Source organism: Methylotuvimicrobium sp., from assembly GCF_050611805.1.
Taxonomy (GTDB): Bacteria; Pseudomonadota; Gammaproteobacteria; order Methylococcales; family Methylomonadaceae; genus Methylotuvimicrobium.
Genome location: NZ_JBNGHF010000037.1, coordinates 21,659 through 47,032, shown reverse-complemented (window position 1 = coordinate 47,032; position 25,374 = coordinate 21,659). Strand labels below are relative to the sequence as shown.

25 protein-coding genes and 1 pseudogene are annotated in these 25,374 nt (G+C 49.2%); 16 read left to right on the top strand and 10 right to left on the bottom strand.

The genetic code is table 11. The features are described 5' to 3' along the window. Window positions 1–76: 76 nt before the first annotated feature. From ACRJJO_RS16175 to ACRJJO_RS16145, 7 genes are all read left to right on the top strand, one after another. Complete coding sequence (locus tag ACRJJO_RS16175) at window positions 77–1,297, top strand: toll/interleukin-1 receptor domain-containing protein (protein WP_431066697.1); 1,221 nt, start codon at window positions 77–79, stop codon at window positions 1,295–1,297. Between the two features lie 353 nt (window positions 1,298–1,650). Next, window positions 1,651–1,896, top strand: coding sequence for a hypothetical protein (locus tag ACRJJO_RS16170; protein WP_431066696.1), 246 nt, complete (start codon window positions 1,651–1,653; stop codon window positions 1,894–1,896). Between the two features lie 303 nt (window positions 1,897–2,199). Then, the gene (locus tag ACRJJO_RS16165) at window positions 2,200–2,433 is read left to right on the top strand and encodes an addiction module protein (protein ID WP_216844572.1); all 234 of its coding nucleotides are present in this window, start codon (window positions 2,200–2,202) and stop codon (window positions 2,431–2,433) included. Beyond that, window positions 2,430–2,576: a hypothetical protein gene (locus ACRJJO_RS16160; RefSeq protein WP_431066695.1), complete on the top strand. Its 147-nt coding sequence runs from the start codon at window positions 2,430–2,432 to the stop codon at window positions 2,574–2,576. Before ACRJJO_RS16165 ends, ACRJJO_RS16160 begins: the two co-directional genes overlap by 4 nt. A 239-nt stretch (window positions 2,577–2,815) precedes the next feature. Further along, on the top strand, window positions 2,816–3,142 hold the full coding sequence (locus ACRJJO_RS16155) for a type II toxin-antitoxin system RelE/ParE family toxin (protein WP_216844573.1): 327 nt from the start codon (window positions 2,816–2,818) through the stop codon (window positions 3,140–3,142). 14 nt (window positions 3,143–3,156) lie between these two features. After that, window positions 3,157–3,447 carry a HigA family addiction module antitoxin gene (locus ACRJJO_RS16150; RefSeq protein WP_014150329.1) on the top strand — a complete coding sequence of 97 codons (291 nt, stop codon included), beginning with the start codon at window positions 3,157–3,159 and terminating at the stop codon, window positions 3,445–3,447. Window positions 3,448–3,530: 83 nt separating this feature from the next. Beyond that, a complete protein-coding gene (locus ACRJJO_RS16145; protein WP_431066694.1) occupies window positions 3,531–3,899 on the top strand; it encodes a glyoxalase superfamily protein in 369 nt (122 codons plus the stop codon). Between the two features lie 148 nt (window positions 3,900–4,047). Here the strand turns inward: ACRJJO_RS16145 and ACRJJO_RS16140 are convergent, their stop codons facing one another. The 4 genes from ACRJJO_RS16140 to ACRJJO_RS16125 form a co-directional block, all read right to left on the bottom strand. Continuing rightward, entirely contained in the window at window positions 4,048–5,310 is a 1,263-nt protein-coding gene (locus ACRJJO_RS16140) for an NAD(P)/FAD-dependent oxidoreductase (RefSeq protein WP_431066693.1), read from the bottom strand. A 72-nt stretch (window positions 5,311–5,382) separates the two neighbouring features. Beyond that, on the bottom strand, window positions 5,383–6,063 hold the full coding sequence (locus ACRJJO_RS16135) for an SDR family NAD(P)-dependent oxidoreductase (protein ID WP_431066692.1): 681 nt from the start codon (window positions 6,061–6,063) through the stop codon (window positions 5,383–5,385). Window positions 6,064–6,284: 221 nt separating this feature from the next. Continuing rightward, on the bottom strand, window positions 6,285–7,814 hold the full coding sequence (locus tag ACRJJO_RS16130; protein ID WP_431066691.1) for a cryptochrome/photolyase family protein: 1,530 nt from the start codon (window positions 7,812–7,814) through the stop codon (window positions 6,285–6,287). Window positions 7,815–7,947: 133 nt separating this feature from the next. After that, a complete protein-coding gene (locus tag ACRJJO_RS16125; RefSeq protein ID WP_431066690.1) occupies window positions 7,948–9,597 on the bottom strand; it encodes an alpha/beta hydrolase in 1,650 nt (549 codons plus the stop codon). Between the two features lie 479 nt (window positions 9,598–10,076). Between ACRJJO_RS16125 and ACRJJO_RS16120 the strand changes: the two genes are divergently transcribed. The 7 genes from ACRJJO_RS16120 (at window position 10,077) to ACRJJO_RS16090 (ending at window position 15,858) form a co-directional block, all read left to right on the top strand. Then, on the top strand, window positions 10,077–10,973 hold the full coding sequence (locus tag ACRJJO_RS16120) for a DNA/RNA non-specific endonuclease (RefSeq protein WP_431066689.1): 897 nt from the start codon (window positions 10,077–10,079) through the stop codon (window positions 10,971–10,973). A gap of 211 nt (window positions 10,974–11,184) precedes the next feature. Continuing rightward, window positions 11,185–11,628: a ferritin-like domain-containing protein gene (locus ACRJJO_RS16115; protein WP_431066688.1), complete on the top strand. Its 444-nt coding sequence runs from the start codon at window positions 11,185–11,187 to the stop codon at window positions 11,626–11,628. Between the two features lie 35 nt (window positions 11,629–11,663). Beyond that, complete coding sequence (gene fumC, locus ACRJJO_RS16110) at window positions 11,664–13,067, top strand: class II fumarate hydratase (protein WP_431066687.1); 1,404 nt, start codon at window positions 11,664–11,666, stop codon at window positions 13,065–13,067. A gap of 41 nt (window positions 13,068–13,108) precedes the next feature. Next, window positions 13,109–13,543 carry a GlcG/HbpS family heme-binding protein gene (locus tag ACRJJO_RS16105; protein ID WP_404359492.1) on the top strand — a complete coding sequence of 145 codons (435 nt, stop codon included), beginning with the start codon at window positions 13,109–13,111 and terminating at the stop codon, window positions 13,541–13,543. Between the two features lie 146 nt (window positions 13,544–13,689). Continuing rightward, a complete protein-coding gene (locus ACRJJO_RS16100; RefSeq protein ID WP_431066686.1) occupies window positions 13,690–14,430 on the top strand; it encodes a rubredoxin-like domain-containing protein in 741 nt (246 codons plus the stop codon). Between the two features lie 8 nt (window positions 14,431–14,438). After that, the gene (locus ACRJJO_RS16095) at window positions 14,439–14,840 is read left to right on the top strand and encodes a thiol-disulfide oxidoreductase DCC family protein (RefSeq protein ID WP_431066685.1); all 402 of its coding nucleotides are present in this window, start codon (window positions 14,439–14,441) and stop codon (window positions 14,838–14,840) included. Between the two features lie 172 nt (window positions 14,841–15,012). After that, a complete protein-coding gene (locus ACRJJO_RS16090) occupies window positions 15,013–15,858 on the top strand; it encodes a sulfurtransferase (RefSeq protein WP_431066684.1) in 846 nt (281 codons plus the stop codon). A gap of 18 nt (window positions 15,859–15,876) precedes the next feature. Here the strand turns inward: ACRJJO_RS16090 and ACRJJO_RS16085 are convergent, their stop codons facing one another. Beyond that, entirely contained in the window at window positions 15,877–16,425 is a 549-nt protein-coding gene (locus ACRJJO_RS16085) for an HD domain-containing protein (protein ID WP_431066683.1), read from the bottom strand. Window positions 16,426–17,415: 990 nt separating this feature from the next. Here ACRJJO_RS16085 and ACRJJO_RS16080 point away from each other — a divergent pair. Next, complete coding sequence (locus ACRJJO_RS16080; RefSeq protein ID WP_431066682.1) at window positions 17,416–17,682, top strand: cation-transporting P-type ATPase; 267 nt, start codon at window positions 17,416–17,418, stop codon at window positions 17,680–17,682. Then, window positions 17,570–18,028, top strand: a complete 459-nt coding sequence (locus ACRJJO_RS16075; RefSeq protein ID WP_404359411.1) for a hypothetical protein — start codon at window positions 17,570–17,572, stop codon at window positions 18,026–18,028. Before ACRJJO_RS16080 ends, ACRJJO_RS16075 begins: the two co-directional genes overlap by 113 nt. A 1,126-nt stretch (window positions 18,029–19,154) precedes the next feature. On the opposite strand, the gene ACRJJO_RS16070 is transcribed toward ACRJJO_RS16075, so the two are convergent. The 5 genes and pseudogenes from ACRJJO_RS16070 to ACRJJO_RS16050 form a co-directional block, all read right to left on the bottom strand. Then, entirely contained in the window at window positions 19,155–19,586 is a 432-nt protein-coding gene (locus ACRJJO_RS16070; protein WP_431066681.1) for a cation transporting ATPase C-terminal domain-containing protein, read from the bottom strand. Between the two features lie 30 nt (window positions 19,587–19,616). Then, window positions 19,617–19,886, bottom strand: a complete 270-nt coding sequence (locus ACRJJO_RS16065; protein ID WP_431066699.1) for a hypothetical protein — start codon at window positions 19,884–19,886, stop codon at window positions 19,617–19,619. A 9-nt stretch (window positions 19,887–19,895) separates the two neighbouring features. Continuing rightward, window positions 19,896–19,991: pseudogene (locus ACRJJO_RS16060) on the bottom strand (cation-transporting P-type ATPase); the annotation flags it as partial. 552 nt (window positions 19,992–20,543) lie between these two features. Next, a complete protein-coding gene (locus tag ACRJJO_RS16055) occupies window positions 20,544–22,007 on the bottom strand; it encodes a helicase HerA-like domain-containing protein (RefSeq protein ID WP_125217350.1) in 1,464 nt (487 codons plus the stop codon). A gap of 93 nt (window positions 22,008–22,100) precedes the next feature. Beyond that, entirely contained in the window at window positions 22,101–25,256 is a 3,156-nt protein-coding gene (locus ACRJJO_RS16050) for an HD domain-containing phosphohydrolase (RefSeq protein ID WP_431066680.1), read from the bottom strand. Window positions 25,257–25,374 lie beyond the last annotated feature (118 nt).

The window sequence follows — 25,374 nt, the reverse complement described above, 5'->3', positions numbered from 1 at the left end:
CTGGAAGATACTAAATACGCTTCGAATGTAGCTTAATTAATCACGGGCTCTATAGATTCAAAATGGAAAATATATAGTGTCAAATCCCCCAAAAGTGTTTATCTCTTACTCTCATGACAACTCTTCCCATAAATCGTGGGTTAAAGAGCTTGCAACGTACCTTAGAGACAATGGGATTGATGCGATTCTTGATCAATGGGATTTGGCATTGGGTTCTGATCTTGCGAAATTCATGGAGCATGGGTTAAGTAAGTCAGAACGAGTACTGATAGTTTCAACAGACAATTACATAGAAAAAGCAGACTCGGGCAAGGGTGGTGTAGGCTACGAAAAAATGATAGCTACCGCAGAATTACTTGCGGAGCAAGATACTAATAAATTTATTCCGGTAGTTCGTAACGTTAAAGGGCATAAAAAACTTCCAGTATTTTTGGGGTCTCGATTATATATTGATTTGTCAGATGCCAATGATTCTGAAGATGAGCGTATCGAATTATTGAAAGAGATACATAAGGCTCGCGAGAGTAAACCGCCTATTGGCATCAATCCTTTTGCAGAACCAGTTGATACAAAAGAAGAAGCTTTAGTAGACGAAGAACACAAAACAGAGAAACCATCGCTGAATGTTGATAGTACAGTATTTTTTGCCGATAGATTCTCTTCTGCTTTCCCTGGTGTCAGGGGCGTTCAATGGTTCACGACACAAAGTGACATTAAAATGAGGCTAGGAAAACTGCTTGAAGAGCCATTGGACTTCAATAATGCAAGCCCTATATGGTGGTGGCGAGATGGCAATCTTCATATTCACTCGTTCAAATCAACTGATGATGGCCTTTTTTTGATGGATTGGGATGAGTATAAAATAACGAAAATAGCAGCAGTTAATGAGGGCGATTATTACCAAAAGTTCGTTTATGTTGAAACAGATAAAATGGAATCAACGGGTCTATATCCAGATATAGAAGATAGAATAGCGCATTGGATAGAGCAGCATGGATATTGTTCTGAAGAATATGGCCTTTATAAAGGTGAAACCAAGGTCAATCGGGCGGAATATGATGACAATGCGGCAGTAATAGACGGAGAACTTGTCGAGTTGGGTGGCGATGTAGAGTTACGAGTACGCTACTTGATACCGTATAACTTTGTAATTGCCGCCAATGGTTCACCTATAAACAATAATAGTTTTGACCGAAAGTTAAAAGAGTTACTAAATGCGATGCTTAGAGATGGGGAGTCAATCGATTTTCTCTCTAGAGAAGTTCTTAAGTTGCCTAAGAAGCAAAGATACAGATGAATCTAACAAGGCAAATTCACTCGGACGTTAAAAAGCGTTACTCCTCGTTCCTCGTCGCTCTGCTTTTTAACGCCGGTGATTTGCGGCGTTCCCGGCGGCTTCGCCGCCGGGAATCGCGGCGCTCACTTCGTTCGGCCTTGTCTGTCCCGTCGCCTTGCGCCGGAACGAGCGCTGGGGTCACGAGCGCTGGGGTCAGGCCTTACATTTGTCATTAATAATTGGGCACAGAGTGAAAACCCTAAATTGTTGTTTTGGCGGGTAGCTTTTTAGCCTTGGGGTTTGTTTGCCGGCCTAATAAATCGGTCAAAGGGACGCGCCCCTTACCTTAACGTTACGCAAAAAGGAAAGTAGTCATGTGGATAACTCACAGTTACGTGGGAACAACTAGGAACGGTGTTCGCTGTCTTTTTTTCTTGCTTCTGGAAGACTACATCGAAGAACAAACGCAATTTGCTCGAGAACTGAACTTGGAGCCCGAACGCTTCGCTAGAAATCTAGATGCCTTCGGAGCAGTGGTTCGGCCGTTTGGCGGCGATATAGAATATGCCAGAACGGGAGTTTTGGATAAGAACTGCAAACCAGAACAACTCAAAAAATAGCTGGGGTCAGGTACAAATTAAACGCAGGTCAATTCAGTATCATTTAACTCGTACCTGACCCCAGTTATTTAGTTATTTCGGAAAATTTGCATGAGCGCATATGCACGATCACCTGGTGGCATGAATAATGCCAACGCTCGTGGATGTTCAAAATGCGTTGCTACAGGTAAAATTACGCCCTATAACAAATAAACAGCCAATAAACTATTTTCAGTCGCCCACTTTATTGCCTAGTCGTAGCAAAGGGGCAACTGGACTCTTCGTTGGTATATTTCTATCGTATTTCTAAAAAGGTCTATCGTTATGATTTTGACAGTCGAACAAATTGCCGAAGAGGCTCTCGCTTTGCCTAGTGAAGCACGCGCTTTGCTCGCCGACCGTCTTGTAGAAAGCCTTGACCCGGCAGAAGACGGTTATATTCAACAACTTTGGTCAACCGAGGCGCGGCGACGCCGTGACGATGTCCGAGCGGGACGTGTACAGACTATCCCCGGCGATGAAGTATTGGAACGTGTGCGACGGGTGTTTACTCGATGAGGTATGAGTTCCACCCCGATGCCTTTAGAGAGTACGAAGAGGCCGCCCAATATTACGCGGGTTGTCAGGAAGGTTTGGAGTTTCGTTTCATCGCGGCGGTTGAACGCGCTGTCCAGCAGATTATCGAAGACCCAAAACGCTGAACTATTTTTGAGGACGATATTCGGCTATGCCTTACTCGTGTATTTCCCTACGCAATACTCTAACCATCGAAAAAGACTACGTACTCATTATTGCGGTTATGCATTGTCATCGTGAACCAGGTTACTGGCATCACAGAGTTTCCAATAAAGCCTAACATGGCGCTCAACCGGAGCGCGGGGACAAGGCGGTTCTGTTTTTCGGCTTTCCGGGCCGCGCCCGGTTAGCTTTACGCTAAAAATTGCATGAATACCGTGAATCCGTTAATATCGGCATCATGATTGTTTCATTCGGTGATAAGGCCACTTCAGACTTGTTTCACGGAATTTCCAGCAACAAAGCTAGAAAACTGCCCAACCAGATTCATGAATTAGCGCTGTATAAGCTGGACATAATCAATGCTGCTCAAAACCTTGACGATCTTAAATCTCCGCCTGGAAACAGACTGGAACCACTCAAAGGTGATCTCAAGGGTTTTCACAGTATCCGTATAAACAATCAATGGCGCATTGTTTTCCGTTGGGAGGCCAATGCAGCTCATGATGTCCAAATTATGGACTATCACTAATAGTGAGGTGACGTATGATTCCGACGAACAGAACTGCAACACACCCAGGTACGATATTACTTAAAGAGTTTCTTGAGCCTCTTGAGATTACCCAAAAAGCTCTGGCTATTCATTTAGGTATATCCGTTCAACGCGTTAATGAGATTGTACGTGGTAAACGTGGTATTACGCCAGATACTGCCTGGCTACTTTCTGAGGCTTTCAATACGTCCCCTGAATTTTGGCTTAATCTGCAATCGACTCATGATCTGTCGGCTCATAGACCTGAGTATCATGTCGAGTCTTTGGTTGCTGCGGGCATATAGCAATGGCTCCAATGTAAGTCGCCGCTCCGCTCCGACTCCATTGAGTCCGAGCGTTAAGTAACTTTGGGCAAATTGGAGTTCAAATGAAATTTGGAAATACAACGCCAATATTAAGAAGCTTCGATGAAATAAAAGCTAAAGAATTCTATCTGGATTTTTTAGAATTCAATTTAGATTGGGAGCATAGATTTGAGGAAGATCTACCACTTTATATGCAGATTTCAAAAGGTGACTGCGTTCTTCATATATCTGAGCATCATGGAGACTGCAGCCCTGGTGCGGCTCTTCGAATTCAGGTAAGTAATCTAGAGCAGTATCATGAGCTTTTACTTGGTAAAAACTATAAATACGCTAGGCCTGGCGTACAAGAAAAGCCGTGGGGCAGCAAAGATATGTCGATTGCTGACCCATTTGGTAATCGGCTTACATTTACAAGTTCAGTCAGCACTTAACAAGCGCTTACAGAGTAACGCGGTTCTGCCGCGCACCTGAAGCAAACGTTATGCAGTCAATCTGAATCGCTATGCATACAAGAGTAGTCAAGTTACATTTTATCGCAGAAGCACCACACTTCCGACCGGATAACGTTTGCTTATCGACCTACAAAGCACTCGGCTGTAAAGAATCGCTACGCCAATATTCAGACAAGTCTTTATCAACGAATCGTGCTATGGAAAACTCCTCAATGTCTATCGAATCGACCGGCATGCGTTTTTCAACGACTAATTCAGCGATGATCTCGCCGAAAATCGGCGCATATTTCAAAGCTTGGCCGGCGCCCAAGCAGTGATAGAGATTACTTACTTGCGTGTCAGCCCCCAGAATGAATTTTAGATCGGGCGTAATATCGAAAAATGAATGATAGCCTCCGGCATAAACGGGTTTTCCGATTCTTGGAAAACGGCTGATGATTTTGCCGAGATAGTTGTCGAGTTGCTGATGATTAACATTAAAACTCAACGCGTCGTAAATGACATTGGCACCATCGGGATTCATCGCTGCTCGGCTGAATGAACGGGCAATGTCTTTAGCATTGCGCCGTCTCGGTTGGTGCATATGCAGAATACTGCCGCGCCAGCGTCTAAAATAGGCTTGATTGACATAGTCGGCGATAATCGGCATTGATTCCGGAATATCGCTGACACTCACCAGAAAATTAGCCGCGTACACGGGCTCCAATGCCACGGGAATGTGCAAACCGATGCCGGCAAACAATTCCGAACTCCAACCGCCCGCCGCATTGACCACATGCTTCGCCAGGATTTTTCCCTGGCTGGTGTGTAAGGCGGAAATATCATGTCGAGTATCTTGCTCAAAATCGAAGACCTCGCAATGCTCTAAAATGTCGATGTTATTTTTTTGAGCGGCGGTCTGCATTGCATTCAGGATTTGCGGGGAATCTAACTGCAGGACGTCAGGCTCGTAATAGTAAATCTCCTCGGGGACGGTTTTAACCGCATTTCGAGTGAGTTCGGTCACATCTTGATGAGAAATCATCGTAAAGTCGATGCTTTCTTTTTGCATTGTTTGCTCTAAGTCCATCCAATTTTTTGAGGCCTTTCCGGAATGACTCTCGGCGATCCAAATAGCCCCTGACTGTTCAAAAAGGATATCGACACCCCAAATCGGTTGCAGGTTTTTCCAATACTGCGTGGCTATTTTGGCCATCCTTGCCGCCATTGGCGACGCATTGGCCGAGCGGACAATCGCGCTATGGCGGGAACTCAAACCCGCCCCCAATACTTTTTTCTCTACGATAGCCACCTTTTCTGCTTTGCTGCCGAGCTTGCGCCTTATCGAAAAAGCACAGGCAGCGCCCAGACAACCGCCGCCGATCACAACCGTATGGTACTTTTTACTCATGACCGCCTTCTCCTTTTCCAAAAAGTGAACCAATGAACCAGCAAATGCAAGGCTGAGGCGAATTCCAAACGACTAAGTCCTGACTGCCGATATTCCACCGTCGACACGCATAATTTGACCGGTAATCCAACCGGCTTTGTCGGACAATAAAAACAACGCCATCTGAGCGATGTCCTCGGCTTCACCGATGCGATTCAGCGCATGGCGCGCGGCGGCAGCCTGTTTTTTACTATCTTCGCGTATCAAACGTTCGGCTAACGGGGTGTTGGTCAATGACGGGGCGATCGCATTGACGCGTATCTTCGGAGCCCATTCCGCAGCCAAGGAGCGGGTCAAACCTTCCACCGCACCTTTAGCGGCTGCGACTGTGGCATGGTATGTAAAACCGGTATTCACCGCTACGGTGCTAAAAAGCACGACCGAGGCCGTCTCCGCCGCCTGAAGATTACGCTGATAATGCTGCAAGCAGCGCACCGCACCCAGCAGATTGAGTTCCAAATCCTGCCGAAACTGATCGAGCTTGATCGTTGCGAAGGGTTTTAAGTTGATACTGCCGGGACAATAAACCAAGCCGGCCAAGGGCTCGTCCAAAGCCGGTAAGGGATCGGTTAAGACATCGCAGTTAAAATGTTCCGACAAACCCGGTTCTGCGTCTGAACGACTGATGGAATAAGTTTGGAATTGCCCCTGAGCCAAGTGGGTAAGAGCTGCGCCGATACCACTACTAGCACCTATGATCAAAATTTTACGCATGATCCGTCCTCAATGGTCAATCAACCTAAAAAATCAATTGGAGTACGAAAGGTTTAACGATAAGGTTACCGTGCAAATAATGTTAGTCAATCGCGAGTATTGACAATTTAGCGAAGTGCAACATTGTCGTAGACGAATTACCCCCTAACCTGCTTTCGGCGAACGGCAGTATTACAGCAAGCGATCTAATCCATGGCAAGGTGTCATTCTACTCAGCTAGCTCAGAAAATGCCGTTGGCCTTTAAAAAATGTTCGGCCTGCAGAACGAGGTTTCGTTTGGTTTCGTCATCAAGGCGATCTAAATTACGGAAAGCCATCACCATCCGGGAATTGTTTTTGAGTTTCTGTTCGTTGACGATTAAAAAATACCAATACAAGAATGTGAAAGGACAGGCATCGGCGCCCAGTTTCAATTTCGCTTGGTAGCGGCATCCGGAACAATAATCGGACATCCGATCAATATAAGCGCCTGATGCTGCATAGGGTTTCGACGCGAAAATACCGCCGTCCGCATACAGAGCCATGCCGTGCGTGTTAGGCAATTCGACCCACTCGAAAGCATCGACATAAACGCTCAAATACCATTCTTCGACATAGACCGGCGAGATACCGGCCAACAACGCGAAATTGCCGGTAATCATCAATCGTTGAATATGATGGGCATAGGCGAAACGTAGGGTTGACGTTATGCATTCGCGCAAACAACGCATATCGGTATCGCCGGTCCAATAAAATGCCGGCAACTTTCGCTCCGCTCCTAAAAAATTGCTTCCCGCATAATCGGGCATCTTGAGCCAATAAATACCCCTCACGAATTCTCGCCAACCCAGAATCTGCCTGATAAAGCCCTCGATTGTCGATAACGGTGCCTGCATCTTTTGGTATGCGTTTAAGGCCGCCAAACATACTTCCTCGGGCTCTAACAGTCCGATGTTGAGGTAAGGGGAAAGCAACGAATGAAACAAAAAATCCCCTCCTTGCCTCATCGCATCCTGATAATCGCCAAAATTGGGCAGACAGTCATTGATGAAATGATCAAGTGCCGCCAGCGCTTGGCTTCTGGTCACAGCCCAACTGAACGAGTCGAGGTCTCCGATATGATTAGGATATCGCCGTTCTACCATGGACGTGACTTGTTTCGTGATCGAATCCTGACTGAATCCTTTTCGCAAAGGCGGTTCAATATATTTGGGCAACGCTTTGCGATTGTCCTTGTCATAATTCCAACTCCCGCCCTCCGGAAGCTTGCGGTTCATCAACCAACCGGTTTTGCGGCGCATCATGCGATAGAAAAATTCCATTCGGAATTCTTTACGGCCTTTCGCCCAATCGGTAAACTCGCTATGCGAACACAGAAAACGCATGTCTTCGCGAACCTCGACCGGCAGCTTGAGCAATTCCGGCCAATGCCGCATCATCTCGCTTACACGCCATTCACCAGCTTCGGTCACGACTATACGATCGACTCGATGCTTAAGAAGCGCTCGTTGGAGCTCGCCCGTAAACGAGCCGGTATTGCCTTCATCATCAAGCTTGATGTAATCGACCTGGATTCCCTCGGCACGTAACGATTTGGCAAAGTGTCGCATCGCCGATAAGATCAATACGATTTTTTTCTTGTGATGCTTGACATAGGTCGCCTCGTCTTGGACTTCCATCATCAGCACGACATCGAAGGTGCGATCGATATCGCTCAGCGCGCTGATGGTTCGGCTAAGCTGGTCGCCTAATATAAGTCTGAGTGTTTTCATCGAATTTAATTATTACTCTTCGTCAATCAAAAATCAGACCCCATAACGCTAACTCAATTCACTACCGAAACTAGCAATGCGATAGTCATATTAGAATCATTGAATGAAAAATCGATAGGCCTTAACAGATGCCTTATCGTCCTTCGAACAAAGCCCGCAAACGGTTCAATTGCTCTTCGCTCCAGCCTTTAGGTTCGGTCAAGGCTAGCCATGCATCGATGTAATGTTTAGCGGCAAAAACATGACCGAACCCCGGCGGCGTAGACCCGACCGCCATGTCGGCGGCTAATTGCAGCATCGTTACAACCGGATACCATCTTAGATGCGGCGAGACGTCCGGCCCTCTGGGAGCTTGCATCCATTCCGGCTCTCGAAAGAACGCATGGCTATCGAAAAACGTTATCGGATCGCTGGCATATTGCAGATAAGCGATTCTAAAAGTCCCCCATGTCGTATTATCGTCATTCAACCCCGTATATTGATTCATGAATCTAATCACGGCGCCATCACGAAAACGGGGAAGCCATACCGGAGAGTCGGGTTCCCTTTCTTGCGTCACTTTGCGCCAGGTTTCGCTACGGAATGGCGGGCCGCTCCATAGCGCTCCGTTGAATGGGTCTTGAATGATGTCGTACACATCGAAAGAACGATCGGAATTCAGCGCGCCCAAGCTCAGCCCGTGTAAATACAATTTCGGTCGATGATCGCGAGGCAAGTTCGTCCAATAGACATAAACTTTTTCGAACAGCGCTCTAGCCATTTCCAGACCGTACTCCCCTTCGGTTATCAAGGACAAGGCGCTGGGTAAATACGAATATTGCGCGGTGACCGTCGCGATGTCGCCTCGATGTAAATATTCGACGGTATCCAGTGCCGCCGGGTCTATCCAACCGGTACCCGTGGGCGTCACCAATAACAACACCGAACGGTCGAAGGCCTTGACGCGTTTTAGCTCTTGCAAAGCCAATTCGGCTCTTTCTTCAGGCGTATCCGCCGCATTCAGCCCGACATAGATGCGCACTGGCTCAAGCACCGGCTCAACGAAAAAATCGTTCAACGCCTTCTCTGTAGGGCCTGACGACATAAATATACGACCTTGCCTACCTAAGTCCGACCAAGCGATCAAGGAGGCTTCGCTACCGGTCTTCATTGGATCGTCGGGACGCTCCAAATCATCTTGAATCAAGGCATCCAATTGTTGATAAGAATTATTCGTCGCACGTAAGAACAAAGAAACCACTACACCATCGATAACCGACCAAAACAATATCCCCGCAGCCAATATGCTTATCGCATGCGCGACATGATCGGATATGTATCGCGCCAGCCTTAGAGACAAAAATTGAAACGTACGCCGAAACAATCGAGCAAACTGTATTAATACGCCAAAAACGAGTAAAGTCATCAAGGCAATGCCATAAGAGGGCATCGCACCTTCCGGCTCCATACCCATCATAGACCGCAAATCGTCTTGCCATTGCGAGGCCTGCCAAAGAAAGGCGATTGCAACGATCGAACAGACACCCGACGCGACGACCTTAACAATCCTGATCGCTTCGCGGCCAGGCAACGGCAATTGGACATAATCCCAAAACCATCGACCGAAAACGCCAAGCACGTATCCCGCCGTAAAAGACAAACCGGAAATCACACCTTGAAACGAAAAAGGACGGGGCACTAGACTTGGTGTAAGCGAAAATGCGAAAAAAAGCGTCGCCAGCAATAAGCCCGGTATTGAAAAGCCGAAGCTCAACTTCGTAATCAATTCGTCAATTTTGCGCATAGTAAAATCTTGAGCCGAAAAAATTTATCATGTCGAATAAATACGTCATCATCGTGGTTCGATTATAAGGCACGCACCTCAGCCTTCAATTCAATCTTGACTCCAACTTTCGGAGCGCGCTCTTACTCCTATTTGCGAGCGAAAAAACGTCTAATAATCTGAACGCTACAGTTGCCCATCGGCTTTTAATCCACTCTGAACAACAAACACCCTATTAATTATCTTATAATCATAACCTTACACTCATAACTTAATAAAAGTTTTGCAAAAAACCTATTTGACACAGCCTATTATCCTGAAAAGAGCAGCAGGCATGTTTTGCAGACCGTCCGTGCTGAGCCAAGTCGAAGCATGACCGGTCTACAACACTTTCACCGGCCCTCAAACTACCCTTCACCTTTCGACAGGCTCAGGGCGAACGGTAGTTTGAGGCTCTCAACTGCTCTTTTATGGATTATGAACATCATTCTCTAACCGACATGGCAAGAAGAAGACGCAAGAAAAAGCACTTTTTACTCTTTACATTCGTCACTTTTTTTAGAATCGGTAAAAAATATCCGCGTGTAAGTGTACTGACCTTACTCCCCCTGGTTGGCGGATACAGCCATGAAGTGCTGTTAGCTAGGCCGGACATGGCTTACCAAGGCGTCCCGCAAACTCAAGTCTGGTATCAGCCACTGACTTGGTCGAGGGTATTTCGCAATGATGGATTCATGGTCGGATACTCGGACATTCGTGGCAATCCGCTTTGGGTTATCTACCAAGTAACCAGTATCAAAGATAATGCCCGGATCCATAAACGGCCGCAAACATTCAGCACCGATTGGCGCAGCCTGACGCGTATCAGCCATCAAGACTATACCCGTAGCGGTTTCGACCGAGGCCACATGGCACCTAACTATGCCATAAGCCGGCTATATGGCAAACAAGCGCAGTTGGATACGTTTTTAATGACCAACATTACCCCTCAAAGATCGAATCTAAATCAAAAAGTGTGGCAGCGATTGGAAGCCGTTGAAGTCGACTACTTTCCCATATTGCATCGACACGTCTGGGTAATAACCGGCCCCGTATTTTCGAATCCTTTGAATCGATTGAAGAGCAGCTGGAAAGTGGAAGTACCGGAGGCTTTTTATAAAATTTATGCTGCGGAAACCGGATCCGGAATCAAAATGTTGGCCTTCCTGATCCCGCAAACGGTGCGAGGCAATGAGCCTTTGACCGACTTTATCGTCTCCGTGGACACTATCGAAAAATTAACCGGCTTGGACTTTTTTCATGAGTTGGACGACCCATTGGAGGATAAATTAGAGGCAGCCATCAATCCGAAACCCTGGAAATTAAATTCGGTCGCTCGTTTACCGTCACGCTATTAAGGATTTGGTCATAAATATAACCATCGTAGATCAAAATTAGGCGCCGAAGTAGACGAAAGCCTTATACAAATGCACAGCAAGTTATTGAATTAACCTCTTATTCTTTATGATCTTCATAGTGAAATGCTTTTTCTAAGATTAAAGTTTGCTATCTCAACGATCAAAAAAGCGCTATAGTCAGAATCACCCACTCTGACTTCAGGAGATACTCATGACAAACACAGAAATCGATAACGACGCCGTGATCAAAGTGCTGAATAACATTCTGGAAGCGGAACTGGCGGGCGTGGTTCGTTATACGCATTATGCCTTGATGGTTGTCGGCTACAACCGAATCCCCATCGTTTCTTGGATGCGCGGTCAAGCGAATGAATCGTTACTCCATGCCAACGAAGCCGGCGAAATGATTACCCACTTGGGCGGACACCCCTCTTTGGGAATCGGTCCGTTACTGGAAACGCACCGTCACGATATCGGAGCCATTCTCCGGGAATCGTTGGATCATGAAGCATCGGCATTGGCCGAATACCATCGTTTATTGGAATTGGTCAACGGCCGTAGCGTTCTACTCGAAGAATATGCGCGCCGAATGATCGCCCAGGAAGAGATCCATTTGGGTGAAGTGCGAAAAATGCTCAATAAACCAGCCGAATAGTCATCGCTTACTGTTAGCGTATTTGCATAGTAAGTATGGCAACCGGAAGTTTGCCCGGGCGGATTGAAAGCGACGCATTGGGTTCCATTGAAGTCCCCGCCGATAAATACTGGGGCGCGCAAACGCAGCGTTCGTTGCAGTATTTCGCGATTGGCGACGAACGCCTGTCCCGCCCGCTCATCCGTGCGCTCGGGATCGTCAAACGTTGTGCAGCCTTAAGCAATATCGCCCAAAACAGACTCGATCAAAAGCTCGGGCGCGCAATAGTCGATGCGGCACAGGAGGTCATCGACGGCGCATTGGATGAACACTTTCCGCTCGTGATCTGGCAAACTGGCTCCGGCACGCAGTCCAATATGAATGCCAACGAAGTGATCGCCAATCGGGTCAACGAACGCCTGGGCGGCGCGCTCGGTTCGAAATCGCCGGCGCACCCCAACGATCACTGCAACCTCAGCCAGTCTTCAAACGATGTCTTTCCCAGCGCGATGCATATCGCCGCGGTCGAGCAAATCCATTTCCTGCTGACCCCATCATTGCAAGGCTTACAGCAAACGCTGTATGAGAAATCCGAAGAATGGGCCGATATTATCAAGATTGGACGCACGCATCTACAGGATGCGACACCGCTGTCGTTGGGCCAAGAGTTTTCCGGTTATGCGGCACAGGTACAACTCAGCATCGAACGGCTACAAGACAGTCTCAAACGCCTGTATCCTCTCGCGCAAGGCGGGACCGCAGTCGGGACGGGCTTGAACTCGAACACAGGTTTTGCCGAACTATTCGCCGTTGAAGTTGCCAAGTTCACCGGGTATCCTTTCACATCGGCAGCCAACAAGTTCGAAGCGATAGCCGCGCACGACGCACTGGTAGAACTATCCGGCGTATTGAATTGCAGCGCGGTCAGCCTCAATAAAATTGCTAACGATATTCGCCTACTGAGTTCCGGTCCGCGCTCCGGACTCGGTGAACTGATTTTGCCGGCTAACGAGCCAGGCTCGTCGATCATGCCGGGCAAAATCAATCCGACCCAGTGCGAGGCATTGACGATGGCTTGCGCCCAGGTCATCGGCAATCACACCACAGTAACCCTGGCCGGCGCGCAAGGCCAGCTGGAACTCAATACCTTCAAGCCGGTGATCATATATAACGTGCTGCAATCAATACGCCTTCTCGGCGATGCCACGCATAGTTTTACCGAACATTGCGTGGCGGGCATCGAACCGAATACCGAACGGATAGCAGAATTGATGGAACAATCGCTGATGCTGGTCACCGCGCTGGTTCCTCTGATCGGCTACGATAAGGCTGCCCAAATTGCCAAAACGGCTTTGCAAAACGACACGACGCTTCGCGAAGAGGCCATTGCCGGCGGCCTGGTGAGTGCCGAACAATTCGACGCCATCGTCCGGCCGGAACGGATGATCAAGCCAAAATAAGCCATCCGGTCTAATAACGATAACAAGCGAGGAGAAAAACCATGCACGTAAGCCATGAACAAGCAGAAAAAGCCATTGCTTCAGCCGTCGCTGAGGCCAACAAAATCGGCACGCAAATGTGTATCGCCGTGGTCGATTCCGGCGCCGATTTGAAAGCGTTCACACGAATGAACGGCGCCTGGGTCGGCAGCATCGACATTGCCATCAAGAAAGCCAAGACCGCCTGCTTCTTCGGCATGAATACCGGTCAAATCGGCCAGCTATCGCAACCAGGCGGACCGCTTTTCGGAATCGAACACTCCAACGATGGCTTGATCACCTTTCCAGGCGGCGTCCCGATTGTCGATGAAGACGGTGTTTTGATCGGCGCGATCGGCGTCAGTGGCAGTTCGGTGGAGAACGATCATCAGGTCGCCAAAGCCGGCGTCGATGTGATCGGCCTCGCCGATTTACCGTCGCATCCCTGGCGGACCTGAAACTAACGTTCATGAAACCTGTGCATCACCACGAAACATGAACGGTAATCTCTTGTGGGAGCGACGCCTTCGTCGCGATGAGTGCGCCGCTCCCACCCTGTCCTTCACTTTACATCGATTGTAAAAAAGTATCGGCAAATAATTCCATGCCTAACGAACCAAAACTCTTCGATGACACGCCGCAATGGGTTTGCCTCGAATGCGGTTACAACATGATCGGCGAGATACCCGATATATGTCCGTTTTGCGGTGCCCGGCATGACCGGTTTTTGACGTGGGACGAGGCCGAGAAAACTTATCGAGTGATCGTACGCCCGGTCAACGATTATGTTAGCCAATTGCTTTCGGTGCCGAAATTGGGCCTGGAACATGCCGCTTATCGAATCGAAACAGAGCAAGGCGCGGCTTGGATCGATTCGCCTTCGGCTTTCAATCGGGACTTGACGCCGATGCAAGCCATCTTGTTCACCCATCATCATTTCATGGGCGCGTCGAATCAATACCGAAAACTCTGGAATGCCCAAGTACGCTTGCACGAATTGGACGCGCGGCATCCGTTGTCGGCCTCGTTCGATGTTGACTTGCGCTTTACCAGCGACTATATCGTCTATGGCATCGAAGCCTTCCACATTGGCGGGCACACGCCTGGATTTACCCTCTACATTTACCGGGACGTGCTGTTCGTCTGCGACTATGTGTTTTTGACCGAGTCGGGAATGCGTTTCAATCCGTTCGGGCCAGAGCGGGAAACCCGGACACGAGCCCAGCGCATTCATGAAGTCGTCAAAGCCAGACATTTAGAAACCGTCTGCGGCTATAACTATGTCGCAAACTTCTCAGACTGGCTGGCGCGATTCGAGTCTTTGATATCGAAACGGACCGAATGAGGCCGGCAATGCCTGAGAATTACGAACCAAGCAAAGAAATCGGCCATCAACCGACGAAACTGGTCGTCTATTACGACGGCGCTTGTCCGAAATGCATTCGCGACCGCCGCAATTATGAAAAGCTAGCAGGGCGCCATGCAAACAACGTTTATTGGTTCGATATCACCGGACAAGAAAAACGTTTACAGAAATTGGGCATCGACCCGGAAAAAGCTTTAATGGAATTACATGTCAGCGATGCAAACGGTCGGGTCGTTTCGGAACTCGATGCCTACATTCTATTGATGAAGAAGGTTCCGCTGTTGAAGCCTGTGGCCTGGCTGATTAGCTTGCCGCTGATTCGACTATTTCTTGCCAATCTGTATCATCGGCAAGTCAATCGCCGATTGCAAAAAAGAGGGCTGCTTTAGCTTCGATGCCGAAAAATGCTTGCATCCGCGCTTTTCGGCCTTTTTACCTTTTGCATGGCGAACGCCGACACTGTCAATTCGATGTTGACGGAATCGGTTTTCAGATATTTTCCCAGCCAAACACCAATCGATTACAATCAGCCCGACTCATTTCCGACAATCCCAGGTCTCTATGAACGATGCATTGGTCAGCAGCGAATGCTTACAACAGAATCCGGATGTTTCCGATCGAATCATCCTGGATGCCACCTACTTTTTGCCCCGTCAGCAACGCAATGCCCCAAAGGAATTCGATGCAGCGCATATCCCAGGCGCGCAATTTTTCGACATCGATAACATCGCCGATTCGACCTGTCCCCTGCCTCATACGCTGCCCGATGCCGTTCAGTTTGCCGAACAAGCGGGGCAATTGGGAATCGGCAATGATACGTGGGTGATCGTTTACGACAACAATCATTTTTTTGCGTCCGCCCGGGCCTGGTGGATGTTTCGGGTGTTCGGACATGATAAGGTCAGTGTCTTGGACGGCGGCTTGACCCGATGGCAACAGCTTCGGTTTCCGGTCTCGTCCGACTTCAGCCGTCCGTCGCCAAAACGCTTCGAAGCGGTATTTCGTCCCGAACTGTTTGCGGATTTAGATCAAATGAAGCTTATCCAACAACGAGGCAGCAAACAAATTCTGGATGCCCGCTCCGAGGACAGTTTCAACGGTCGGCGGCCGCTACACGATGCCGGTCTTCTGCCGGGTCATATTCCGGGCAGCCTCACTATTCCTTATAGAAGGTTATTTGCACCGGATGACTTCACGCTATTGCCGGACGAGCGGTTGCGGCGGATCTTTTTCGACGCCGGAGTGGATTTAACCAAGCCCATCGTCACCAGTTGCGGCTCGGGTGTTTCGGCGGCACTGCTACTGTTGGCGTTGTATCGGATCGGTCTGACGGATATCCCGATGTTCGACGGTTCATGGGCGCAATGGGGCAGGCAAGCGGATTTGCCGCGGCAAACCTTATCTTAACGGCAGTGCCGGGCGTCCTTATTCGAGTTCATTTTGACGGACATATAACGCATCGAAAATGGCTTCCAACTGTGGATGAATACCGCGTAAACCGCCGATCACATCGTTGGCCCAGTCGAAATACTCCCGTTTACGTTCGCGCGACCACCCCGCGGGCGGCGCCGTCAGAATATCGCGCAGATTACAGATCTTATCGGCCAACTTCACCAATTTGGCTGCTTCGGACAGCTCCGGCGCATGGTCGATCTGAAGTTGTTTACGCACCATTTTGTTCAGCGCTTTATCGTCCGTGACCTCCAAGACTACCGAGGCGACCTGTGGACCGAACACCGCTTCGAGTTCGGCTGCGGTGGTTTGTGTGTCCTCGATCGTGTCGTGCAGGACTGCCGCGCATAAAACGACGATCCGTTCGACGCCGCCCTCGTGACACAGCACATTGGCCAATTCAATCGGATGATTGATATAAGGCGAGGCCCCCGCATCCTTGCGCCGTTGATGTCGGTGCTTGTCGGCGGCAAAGGCCACGGCCTTGATGAATTCCGCCAAGGGCTTGTCTTGTGTTTTCATAATCACTCCTGATCGCGATTTCGCTTGTGTCGAGCCTAAGAATAGCGGACTCCCGAACCCTTTCGAATGACATTGGGTTGTCGGGCTCTAAAAACTACGCCGATGTTGTCGACAATCAAAATGTCGATAGGATGGCCTTCTACGCAGTCACCCATGTGATAACCATAATATAACGGTCATGAAGGCCTGGCCATCGCCACGGTAAATGAAAGTTCTTGGTGGTGGAGGGTGCGGTCACTCGCCCCCTCTTCGGAGCCGGCATTTTCTCCGCCGAGCTTCGTTTATCGAAAAAATTAGATAAAGAGTCCAAATCTACGAACTTTCACAGTAATTATCCGGAACGTGCTCTCTGAGGATCATGACCCATTCATTGTGTTAGCCGATTTCAATGGTTTCCATGTCGGTTTTGAACTGGGATTAAAGCGGTTTGGGCCGAAACTAATCATTCTTATGTTTCGAGCAGCAAATCTTGTAAACTGATGGAAAAACGAGCGAAGTTTGTCGGCAATCGCGTCAAGGATTTACAGAATTTTAGCGATTACGTTTTATCGGCTGAGGCAGAGAAATAACTGCTCTTTTTGGTGGATTATCCCGATATGGATGTAACTCAAATTATGATACAAGCTTTTGCCCCACTCTTGGACCTCGCGACCACGAAACCCACCGGTTCAATAACAGGTTGAAAAGATTGATCTTAAAAGACAGTTAATTCGAAAAAAGCCAAAATTTGCTTGAGGGATTAGTTTGGCTTATTGACGACGACAGGCTAATGAGTGACCCCTTTCGCTGCTTTATAATGGAGCTTTCCGCTAAGAAGACGTTCACAAAACTGTAAAGCTAAATCATATAAACAGAAAATATGTTGCTTCGACCTAATTAGCCCTGGCTTAGAACCGCATTCAAATCTTGCTTTGTGTCAGTGAATAGTAAGGTACTTTTGTTAAAGTGCTCGAGCTGGAATTGGAATAAGAACCAAGAAACTGGCATTCCTTGTATATCAAGCAGGTATTGGAAGACTTGCGGGTCGACAGAGATGGTTTATCCACTCAACAAGCCCAGGAACCTCTTAATACCAGTAGTCCGAATCGTTTTCCATCGCCAAAAACGCGGGGGCCTTTACTTCGTTTTCTGCTAGGAGAAAAGCATGAGTCAAAGAAATCGCTTGCAGTGGAGGGTTGCGCTCTTAAGTGGCGCTTTGTTTGTCGCTCTAGGCGTTTGGCTCTTTGGCGAGGTTTGGCGCTATGCCGGCGAATATGATAAGAATCCGTCTCATCGCAACTTGAAGAACCAATTGATGCGTCGAAAGTCAGACTCGATGCAAGATGTCCTCGATGCGATCGTTCGGGGCAGACTCAACCGTGTCAATGCCGCAGCCGTGGACATGGAAAGGTACGCCGCCACAATTGATGGCTATCTGTCCACAGACGTCTACGAGAAGCATGGCAAGTCCTTCAATGAAGCCATACACGACCTGAAACGAGCAACTGCACAAAGCGATGCAGAACTGACCAAGGAGGCAGCGCTTAGGCTCGAGCGATCCTGCTTGGAATGCCACATGCTGATCAACGCGCACAAGGGCCAACAGGTGCAGGGCAACGAATGAGTGAAGGCCAAAAATATAGGAAATTTAAAGGCATTTTCGAACCTATCCTGGCGAAAACGCCACTCCAAGCGCCTTCGTGGCAAGATTTTTTGATCGTTTCCTGGGCTTCTGAGGATGTAGAGTCCACTCTTGTGCTTGTGAACCAATAGGTTCAGACTCGATTGAAGAATTTCAATGCAATAAAATCAAGAACTAATGCCTTATAAAATGTAAAAACTCCTGACGTTGCCTATTTTCGAAATTGTAAACAATGACGGATTGGACGTCTGCTTTTGAGAAAAATTTCTAATTTTCATTGAATTTCCAACGGTCTATTTTGGCCGTGACCTGTCTGCCACTGGCTCCGTCAAGCTGTTGTTTTCTGAACAGGTTCGGAAAACGATTTTTAACACTCCATTACGTTTTAACTAATCCTAAATAGCGGCCAAGGCTTCTTTTTCGCTCACGACGGGAAGTCGCTCACGCGGTACTGGAATAGCAGAATTCCAATCGGTTTCATTAATTAATCGAAATTTAGTGATGGCTTGCTGAAATATCGGGGTCAGACCTTGTATTTGACATTTAGATCTTTTTGTTCTTGAACGAGAAGGGCATGTGGTCTTCGGGGTCTTGCATCGATCATTGATACTCATGCGTATAGATGCACATTGTTTAAGTTTGGTTAGCGATGACTAATCGCTACAATGCCTTTTTTCTATTGGCGAATAATTTGATGTGAGCTAAGCTCTAGCGTATGGCGCAATGAAACAGGCGGAAAAGGAAGCATGGATGTCACAAATGTAAGACTTAACTCCGTTTTGCAGACTGGAGAGCGCGATTCGAGTCTGTAATGCCTGACGAATAAAATGAGGTGGCAACGCCTGAGAATTACAAACCAAGCAAAGAAATCGCCCCTCACCCGACGAAACTAGTCGTCTATTACGACGGCGCCTGTCCGAAATGCATCCCCGACCGGCGCCAATATGAAAAACTGGAGTGACGTCATGGAAAAGACGTTTATTGGTTCGATATCACCGGCCAAGAAAGCCGCCTACACGAAGTGGGCATCGACCCACAAAAAGCCTTAATGGAGTAGCATGTCAGCGACGCGAAAGGCCGTGTCGTTTCGGAACTCGATGCCTACATGCTATTGATGAACAAAGTCCCGTTGTTGAAGCCTCCGGCTTGGTTGATCAGCTTGTCGCTGATTCGGCCATTTTTGGCCAATCCGTATCATCGGCAAATCAATCGCCGATTGCAAAAAAGGGGCCTGCTTTAGCTTCGATGGATCGATCACCCCCCTTCTAAACCGCCGCCGCAACAGTTTTTCCAAACCCACCGTCGTGTATACTATGAAACCGGCCGTGATGATCAATCCCCACTCCTGCCAACCGATCGGGGCGACGCCGAACAAGGCATGCATCGGCGGCCAGTACGTGAATACCAGTTGCAGCAGTGTCATCATGACCACGCCGATGCCGCTGCCGTAAGTCACTAGCGTCGACGAAAATGCCATATTGCTGCAATCGGCCAACACGGTTTCAACTGGCAGGCTAGCGAGACGCTTTTCGACCGGCATCGATTCTCCGGTAAACGCCGACTCGTCGATTTACAATTCGCGAATTTTAAGCAAACGTAAATCGGCGGGAACCTTGTCGCCGGATTGCAAAATGACGATGTCTCCCGGTACCAATTCAGAACCGGAAAGAGTCCGTCTAAGCCCGCCGCGCAGCACGGTACAATTGATGTCGAAAGCCTGAGCCAAGGCATTGATCGCTTTCAGCGCGTTGGTTTCTTGGATGAATCCGATTATCGCATTGACCAGCACGACGCCGAAAATCACGCTACTGTCGACCCATTCCTCCAAGAAGGCCGTCAAGGCTCCGGCGCAGAGCAGAATATAGATCAAGGGTTGATGAAACTGCGACAGAAACAGCCTCAGCGGACCTTTGCCGCGGCGCTTGGTCAGCTGATTCGGCCCGTATTCAGCCTGACGCCATAGCGCCTAGTCTTCGCTCAAACCTTGGCCGGCGTCGGCGTGCAATGCTTGCAGGATTGTTGAGGTTTCGAGGCTGTGCCAAACCTGAATGGGAGCTTTCTTCATCTTGGGGTTTCGTATCAAATAACTTCCCGATTGATCATCGCTCCTTCGCTCTACGCTCGCCGTTATTTACAAGTTTCTTGTAAGCTGGGCTGAGCGCTCGCGAAGCCCGGCATTTACGACATTACTTGAGCTCGCAAGGCTTCCATCGACCTCGTCAACACAAATGGGGTTAGCCATGAGGTTGAGCTAAGATGGCCTCGATGCCGTTTATTGTCAGCTAAACGCGCCCGGCTCCGAAATCGCGATCTAGGGATCGCTCCCACAGAGAACGCCCCACACCTAAAGCTAGGTGAAGGGAAGCCACTGATGCTCGACAGCCATGGTTTTCATCGAAGCCCCCGATGTGCAATGTTTCTGGTTCCCACAGTCCTCCGTGGGAACCCATAAATACTGTGAAAGTCATGGCAGGAGGGACGTTTCGTGCGACCACGCTCAGCGTTTGCCGCCGAGCAGCGACCCCATGATGCCGCGCACGATCTGGCGGCCGAGCTGCGAGCCGATGGTTCTCGCGGTGCTCTTGATCAGCGCCTCGCCGACGCTTTGCCGATTCGAAGCGCCGGACCGTCTCGTTGTCGACGCCTTGAGATCGCGTGCTGCTTGCGCCTGAAATGCCTGCTGCTCGGCTTTGTGCTTCAACATTTCGTAGGCCGATTCGCGGTCGACCATTTGATCGTAACGTCCTTTGAACGGCGAGCGACCGATCAGTTCGCTACGTTGTTCATCGCTAAGCGTTCCGATTTTCGACTCGGGCGGCCGGATCAACGTACGCTCGACCGGGGTTGGGCTGCCGTCCTTGTTCAGCACCGAAACCAGTGCTTCGCCGGTCTTCAGCTCTTGCAACACAGTTTCGGTATCGAAGCCAGAATTGGCCCTGAACGTTTGCGCGACGTTTTTTAGCACCTTACGATCGGCCGGCGTGAATGCGCGTAGCGCATGCTGGATTTTCAGCCCCATCTGGCCAAGAATCGGCGCAGGAATATCCAAGGGACTTTGACTAATGAAATAGACGCCGACGCCCTTCGAACGGATCAGCCTGACGATTTGTTCGATCTTGTCGAGCAAGACTTTCGGCGCCTGATTGAACAGTAAATGCGCTTCGTCAAAAAATAGCACCAGCTTCGGTCTATCGCTATCGCCCACTTCGGGTAAGGTTTCGTAAAGTTCCGACAACATCCATAGCAGAAAGGTCGCATACAGCCGCGGTGATTTCGTCGTCAATTCGGTCGCATCGAGAATGCTGATCACGCCATTGCCAGAAAAATCGGTCCGGCAAAAATCATCAAGCTCGATCGCAGGCTCGGCAAAGAAATGTTCTGCGCCTTGTTCCTCGAGCACCAACAGACGCCGCTGTATCGCACCGATGCTTGCCGATGTGATGTTGCCGTATTGCCTGGACAGTGCCGCTGAATTTTCACCCATCCAATTCAACATCGCGCGCAAATCTTTAAGGTCCAGCAATAACAACCCTTCGTCGTCGGCGATTTTAAAGCCACTATAAATCACACCGGTTTGCGTGTCGTTCAATTCCAACAGATTGCTGAGCAACAAAGGACCAAGATCGGACATCGTCGTACGCACCGGATGCCCGTTTCGGCCGAACAAATCCCAAAAGACCGAGGGATTTCCCCGGAATTGGAAGTCGGCGATACCGATTCCCGTCACGCGTTCTGTAATTTTTTCGTGCGCTTGCCCTGGCGTCGCGATTCCCGACAAGTCTCCTTTGATATCGGCCAAAAATACCGGTACACCCAGTCTCGAAAAACCTTCCGCCAAAACTTGCAAAGTCACGGTCTTACCGGTCCCCGTCGCACCGGAAATGACGCCATGACGATTCGCCATCGCGGCATCCATCAATAGTTGGCCGTTGGCCGTTCCGCCGATCAATACTGTTTTCATTGTAGGCTCCTTAGCCGACTCAAGTTGCTGTCATGCTATCACACGAGTTGAACCAGCCATAAGCGGGCAATGACAGGAATGTCAAATGGCTCATTATCCAAGATAGCGCCGAATATCCACTTCATCGATCTGCTCGGGGCGCAGATAACGTTTCGCGTACTCCAAATAGGCGCCGCTTCGCAGGAAAAGCTCGAAAACATCACGGTCCACATGCTGCTCTTCCACCATTTTATGCAAGATATCGAGCGCGGCACTGATCGGCTTTGCATCTTTATACGGTCGGTCGGCAGCCGTCAATGCTTCGAAAATGTCGGCCAGCACCATGATACGCTCCGGAATCGAAAGGTCTTTGGCGGTTAGTCGGCGCGGATAGCCTCGCCCATCTAGCGTTTCATGATGCGTGGAAGCATAGCGCGGCACTTGGAGCAGATCATCGGGCAGAGGCAGTTTGTCGAGCATTTTGATCGTGCTGATCATGTGCTCGTTAATCTTAAAACGATCTTCTTCGGTCAAGGTACCCCGTGGGACGGTCAGATTATGCAATTCGCCTAAATTGTAAAGATGTTCCGGTATCGCCATTTTGATACCCAAGCGCTCATCATGAATGTTGTTTCGCAGGCGCTTGATGATATGCCAAGACTTGTCCGCCAAAAGTGGCTCCGTGGCCGGCAGCGGTGTTTGCGTCTCGGGATATCGCGCAAGCTCGGTCGGAGATAAACCTAATCGGTCATCGAAATGCCGCTGCCAAGTGATGCGTGCCAATTGATTCAGTCTATCGATATCGGCCTCGCTCATGCTTTCACCGCCTAAATTGCATTCGGCTACGAAGGCAAAGTCCTCCTGGAGTTGTTGCTGGCTCCGCTGTAATTCGAGGTGACACCGTTCCTCGTCATTCGGCGCGACCAAACATTGCTTCCAATAGTCGATTTCGGCATCGCACCACAACACTTCGAAGCGCATGCGGATTTCGTGAATGCGGTTATAAATCGTCTCCAGCTTGGTGCTTTTATCGATGATGTGCTCCGGTGTCGTAATTTTACCGCAGTCGTGCAGCCAGGCTCCGATACGGAATTCGCGCCAGGCATCTTCGTTACCGAAACCGAATGTATCGAATGGCGGCCGATGACTCTCTTCAGCTTTTTGCGCCAACAAGATAGCCAACTCCGGAACCCTCGCACAGTGCTTCGCCGTGTAGGCTGACTTGTCATCGATGGCTTGGGCGATCAACTGGATGAACGACTCCATCAACTCTTCCCGTTCTTTGGCATGCCGCTGTATCGAGTGAGCCATGGTCATCATCGAACCCGATAGCTCATCGATTTCGATAATATGGCTGTCCATCGGGTCGAGTTCGCCGTATCGACGCCGTTGAATCTTTTCGTTTTCCAGAGCGAGATGCTTGATCGGCCTAACAATCAACGAAGCCAGCCAAAAAGCAAGCGGCAACAATAATAATAAACAGCCACCGGTAATCAATATCACGGTATTGACCTGAGCAACGGCAGGAGCCAGCACGGTGGATGCCGGCGTGATCACGGCAAAAAAATCGGCCGCCCGATGGTTTTCGCCAATGGCCTGCACATAGACGAAGTGCAGCTCGCCATCGAACTCCATTTTATGCAGCCTGTTGAGTTCGGAAGATTTTGAAGCCAAGCTGATAAGCGCTTGGTATGGAACCATAACATCCCGATTAGTGCCCCTTTCCGCATCGATAAGCCAGCGCGACTTTAACCAACCTAGCTGTTGTTCGGTTAAATTATCCAGAGCCAAGTTAATCAGCTCGATAATTTCTTTCCGTTGCGGTCGCACTACAAAGTGCAAACTATTGGGAATTTTAGATTCTTCCCAGTCCAGCTCCTCATAGATGGCGACATCATCGAAGAAAAACTGCCGCGCCGTGTAATGCAGAATAGCGGCAGTATCGAGGCCGGCATCGACCTCACCTCGCCGCACCGCATCGAACAACCCTCGTACGCCATCGACTTCGATAATGTCGACGTCCGGAAACATTTGCTTGAAAGGAGCGATGATGGACCAACCGGCCGGTATTGCAACCCGTTTTCCCTGCAATTGCCGGATTGATGTAACCGGCGTTTGATCCTTGCGCATCAGAATACCATCCGGTGGCTCGGCAAAGGCCTTGCTCAATATACCTAAGGCGGCGTTTTGTTCGGTACCGACCACCGGCTGTAAAATATCGATCTGACCGGCACGATACATCGCGACCAGCTGAGGCCAGCTATAACCGTTGACATAGTCGAACTGCAAGCCGGTCATTTGCTCGATTATCGATAATAGGTCGATAGCATAGCCGAATGGTTCGCCGGCGATGACAAAATCGAACGGCGGCCAATCGAGCTCGTTCGATACCGTCAATATGGGATTTTTCTCTATCAACTGTCGTTGTTGGTCGCTAAGTACAAGGGGCTCGACTTTCGGCATCGCGGTCGGCGGCATTCGGTTTTCACTAGAGGCAATAATTTCGCCATTGTTCTGATAGAGATAAATGCGGCTATCTTTGCTCAACATTTGTTCATTGAGCTTATCGGACAAAGTAGACAACGCAACATCGATCGCCAGAACCGCATCCCGACCGGCGACCGGCATCGAATAAGTCTGGCCGGGCGCTTGAAGATGCTGGAATTGATAGGGCGCGGTTTTATGGACCCGGCCCAATTTGGCTTGAATATACCAAGGGCGCTTGTTGGCTAAATAGTCGCTCCGCTCTGTTCGGCTGGTTCGGAGATTAAATTGTTCGTCATAATAGTGAAATGCCCGAATCCGCTGATCGCCTTTACCCAAGACCGTGATAACGACCCACCTGTCCTGCGGCAATGCCTGTAATTGCATGCGTACGGCTTCGCTCGTATTCAGGTTGATCAGTTCGTAAAAATCGCCATCGCCAAACCCGATATAAGCGGCATAGAACAAAGGATTCTCATTGAGTACTTCAGCAAAGATGTCGCGGGTTCGCTCCGTCACTCGATCTTCGCTCAAAATATCGGGATTACCGGCCAGTATGCGCGTGGCATCAGCCGCGCGTCGATCCATGGCTGTCAAATATTCACTGGTACTCGCAGCGGATTGGCGATAGGTAATCAGAGTCGATTCGACCGCCAATGAACTCGTAAAATAAAATTGCAAACTAATGGCGACAATCACGGCCAGCGATGTCATCAATAAAAACAGGCTGACAACAGTGATTTTGATGGAAAACTTAAATTGCTTGTTTTTCTGCGATATTGTCATTGTTCCCTTCGTGAACCGTTGGTATTGCTTTCATCAAAAACGCCGTCATCACATATCGACAAAGGTATCAGCACGGAGTAAAACTGCCTAGGAACGCCAGTTCGTATCGGAAGAATCA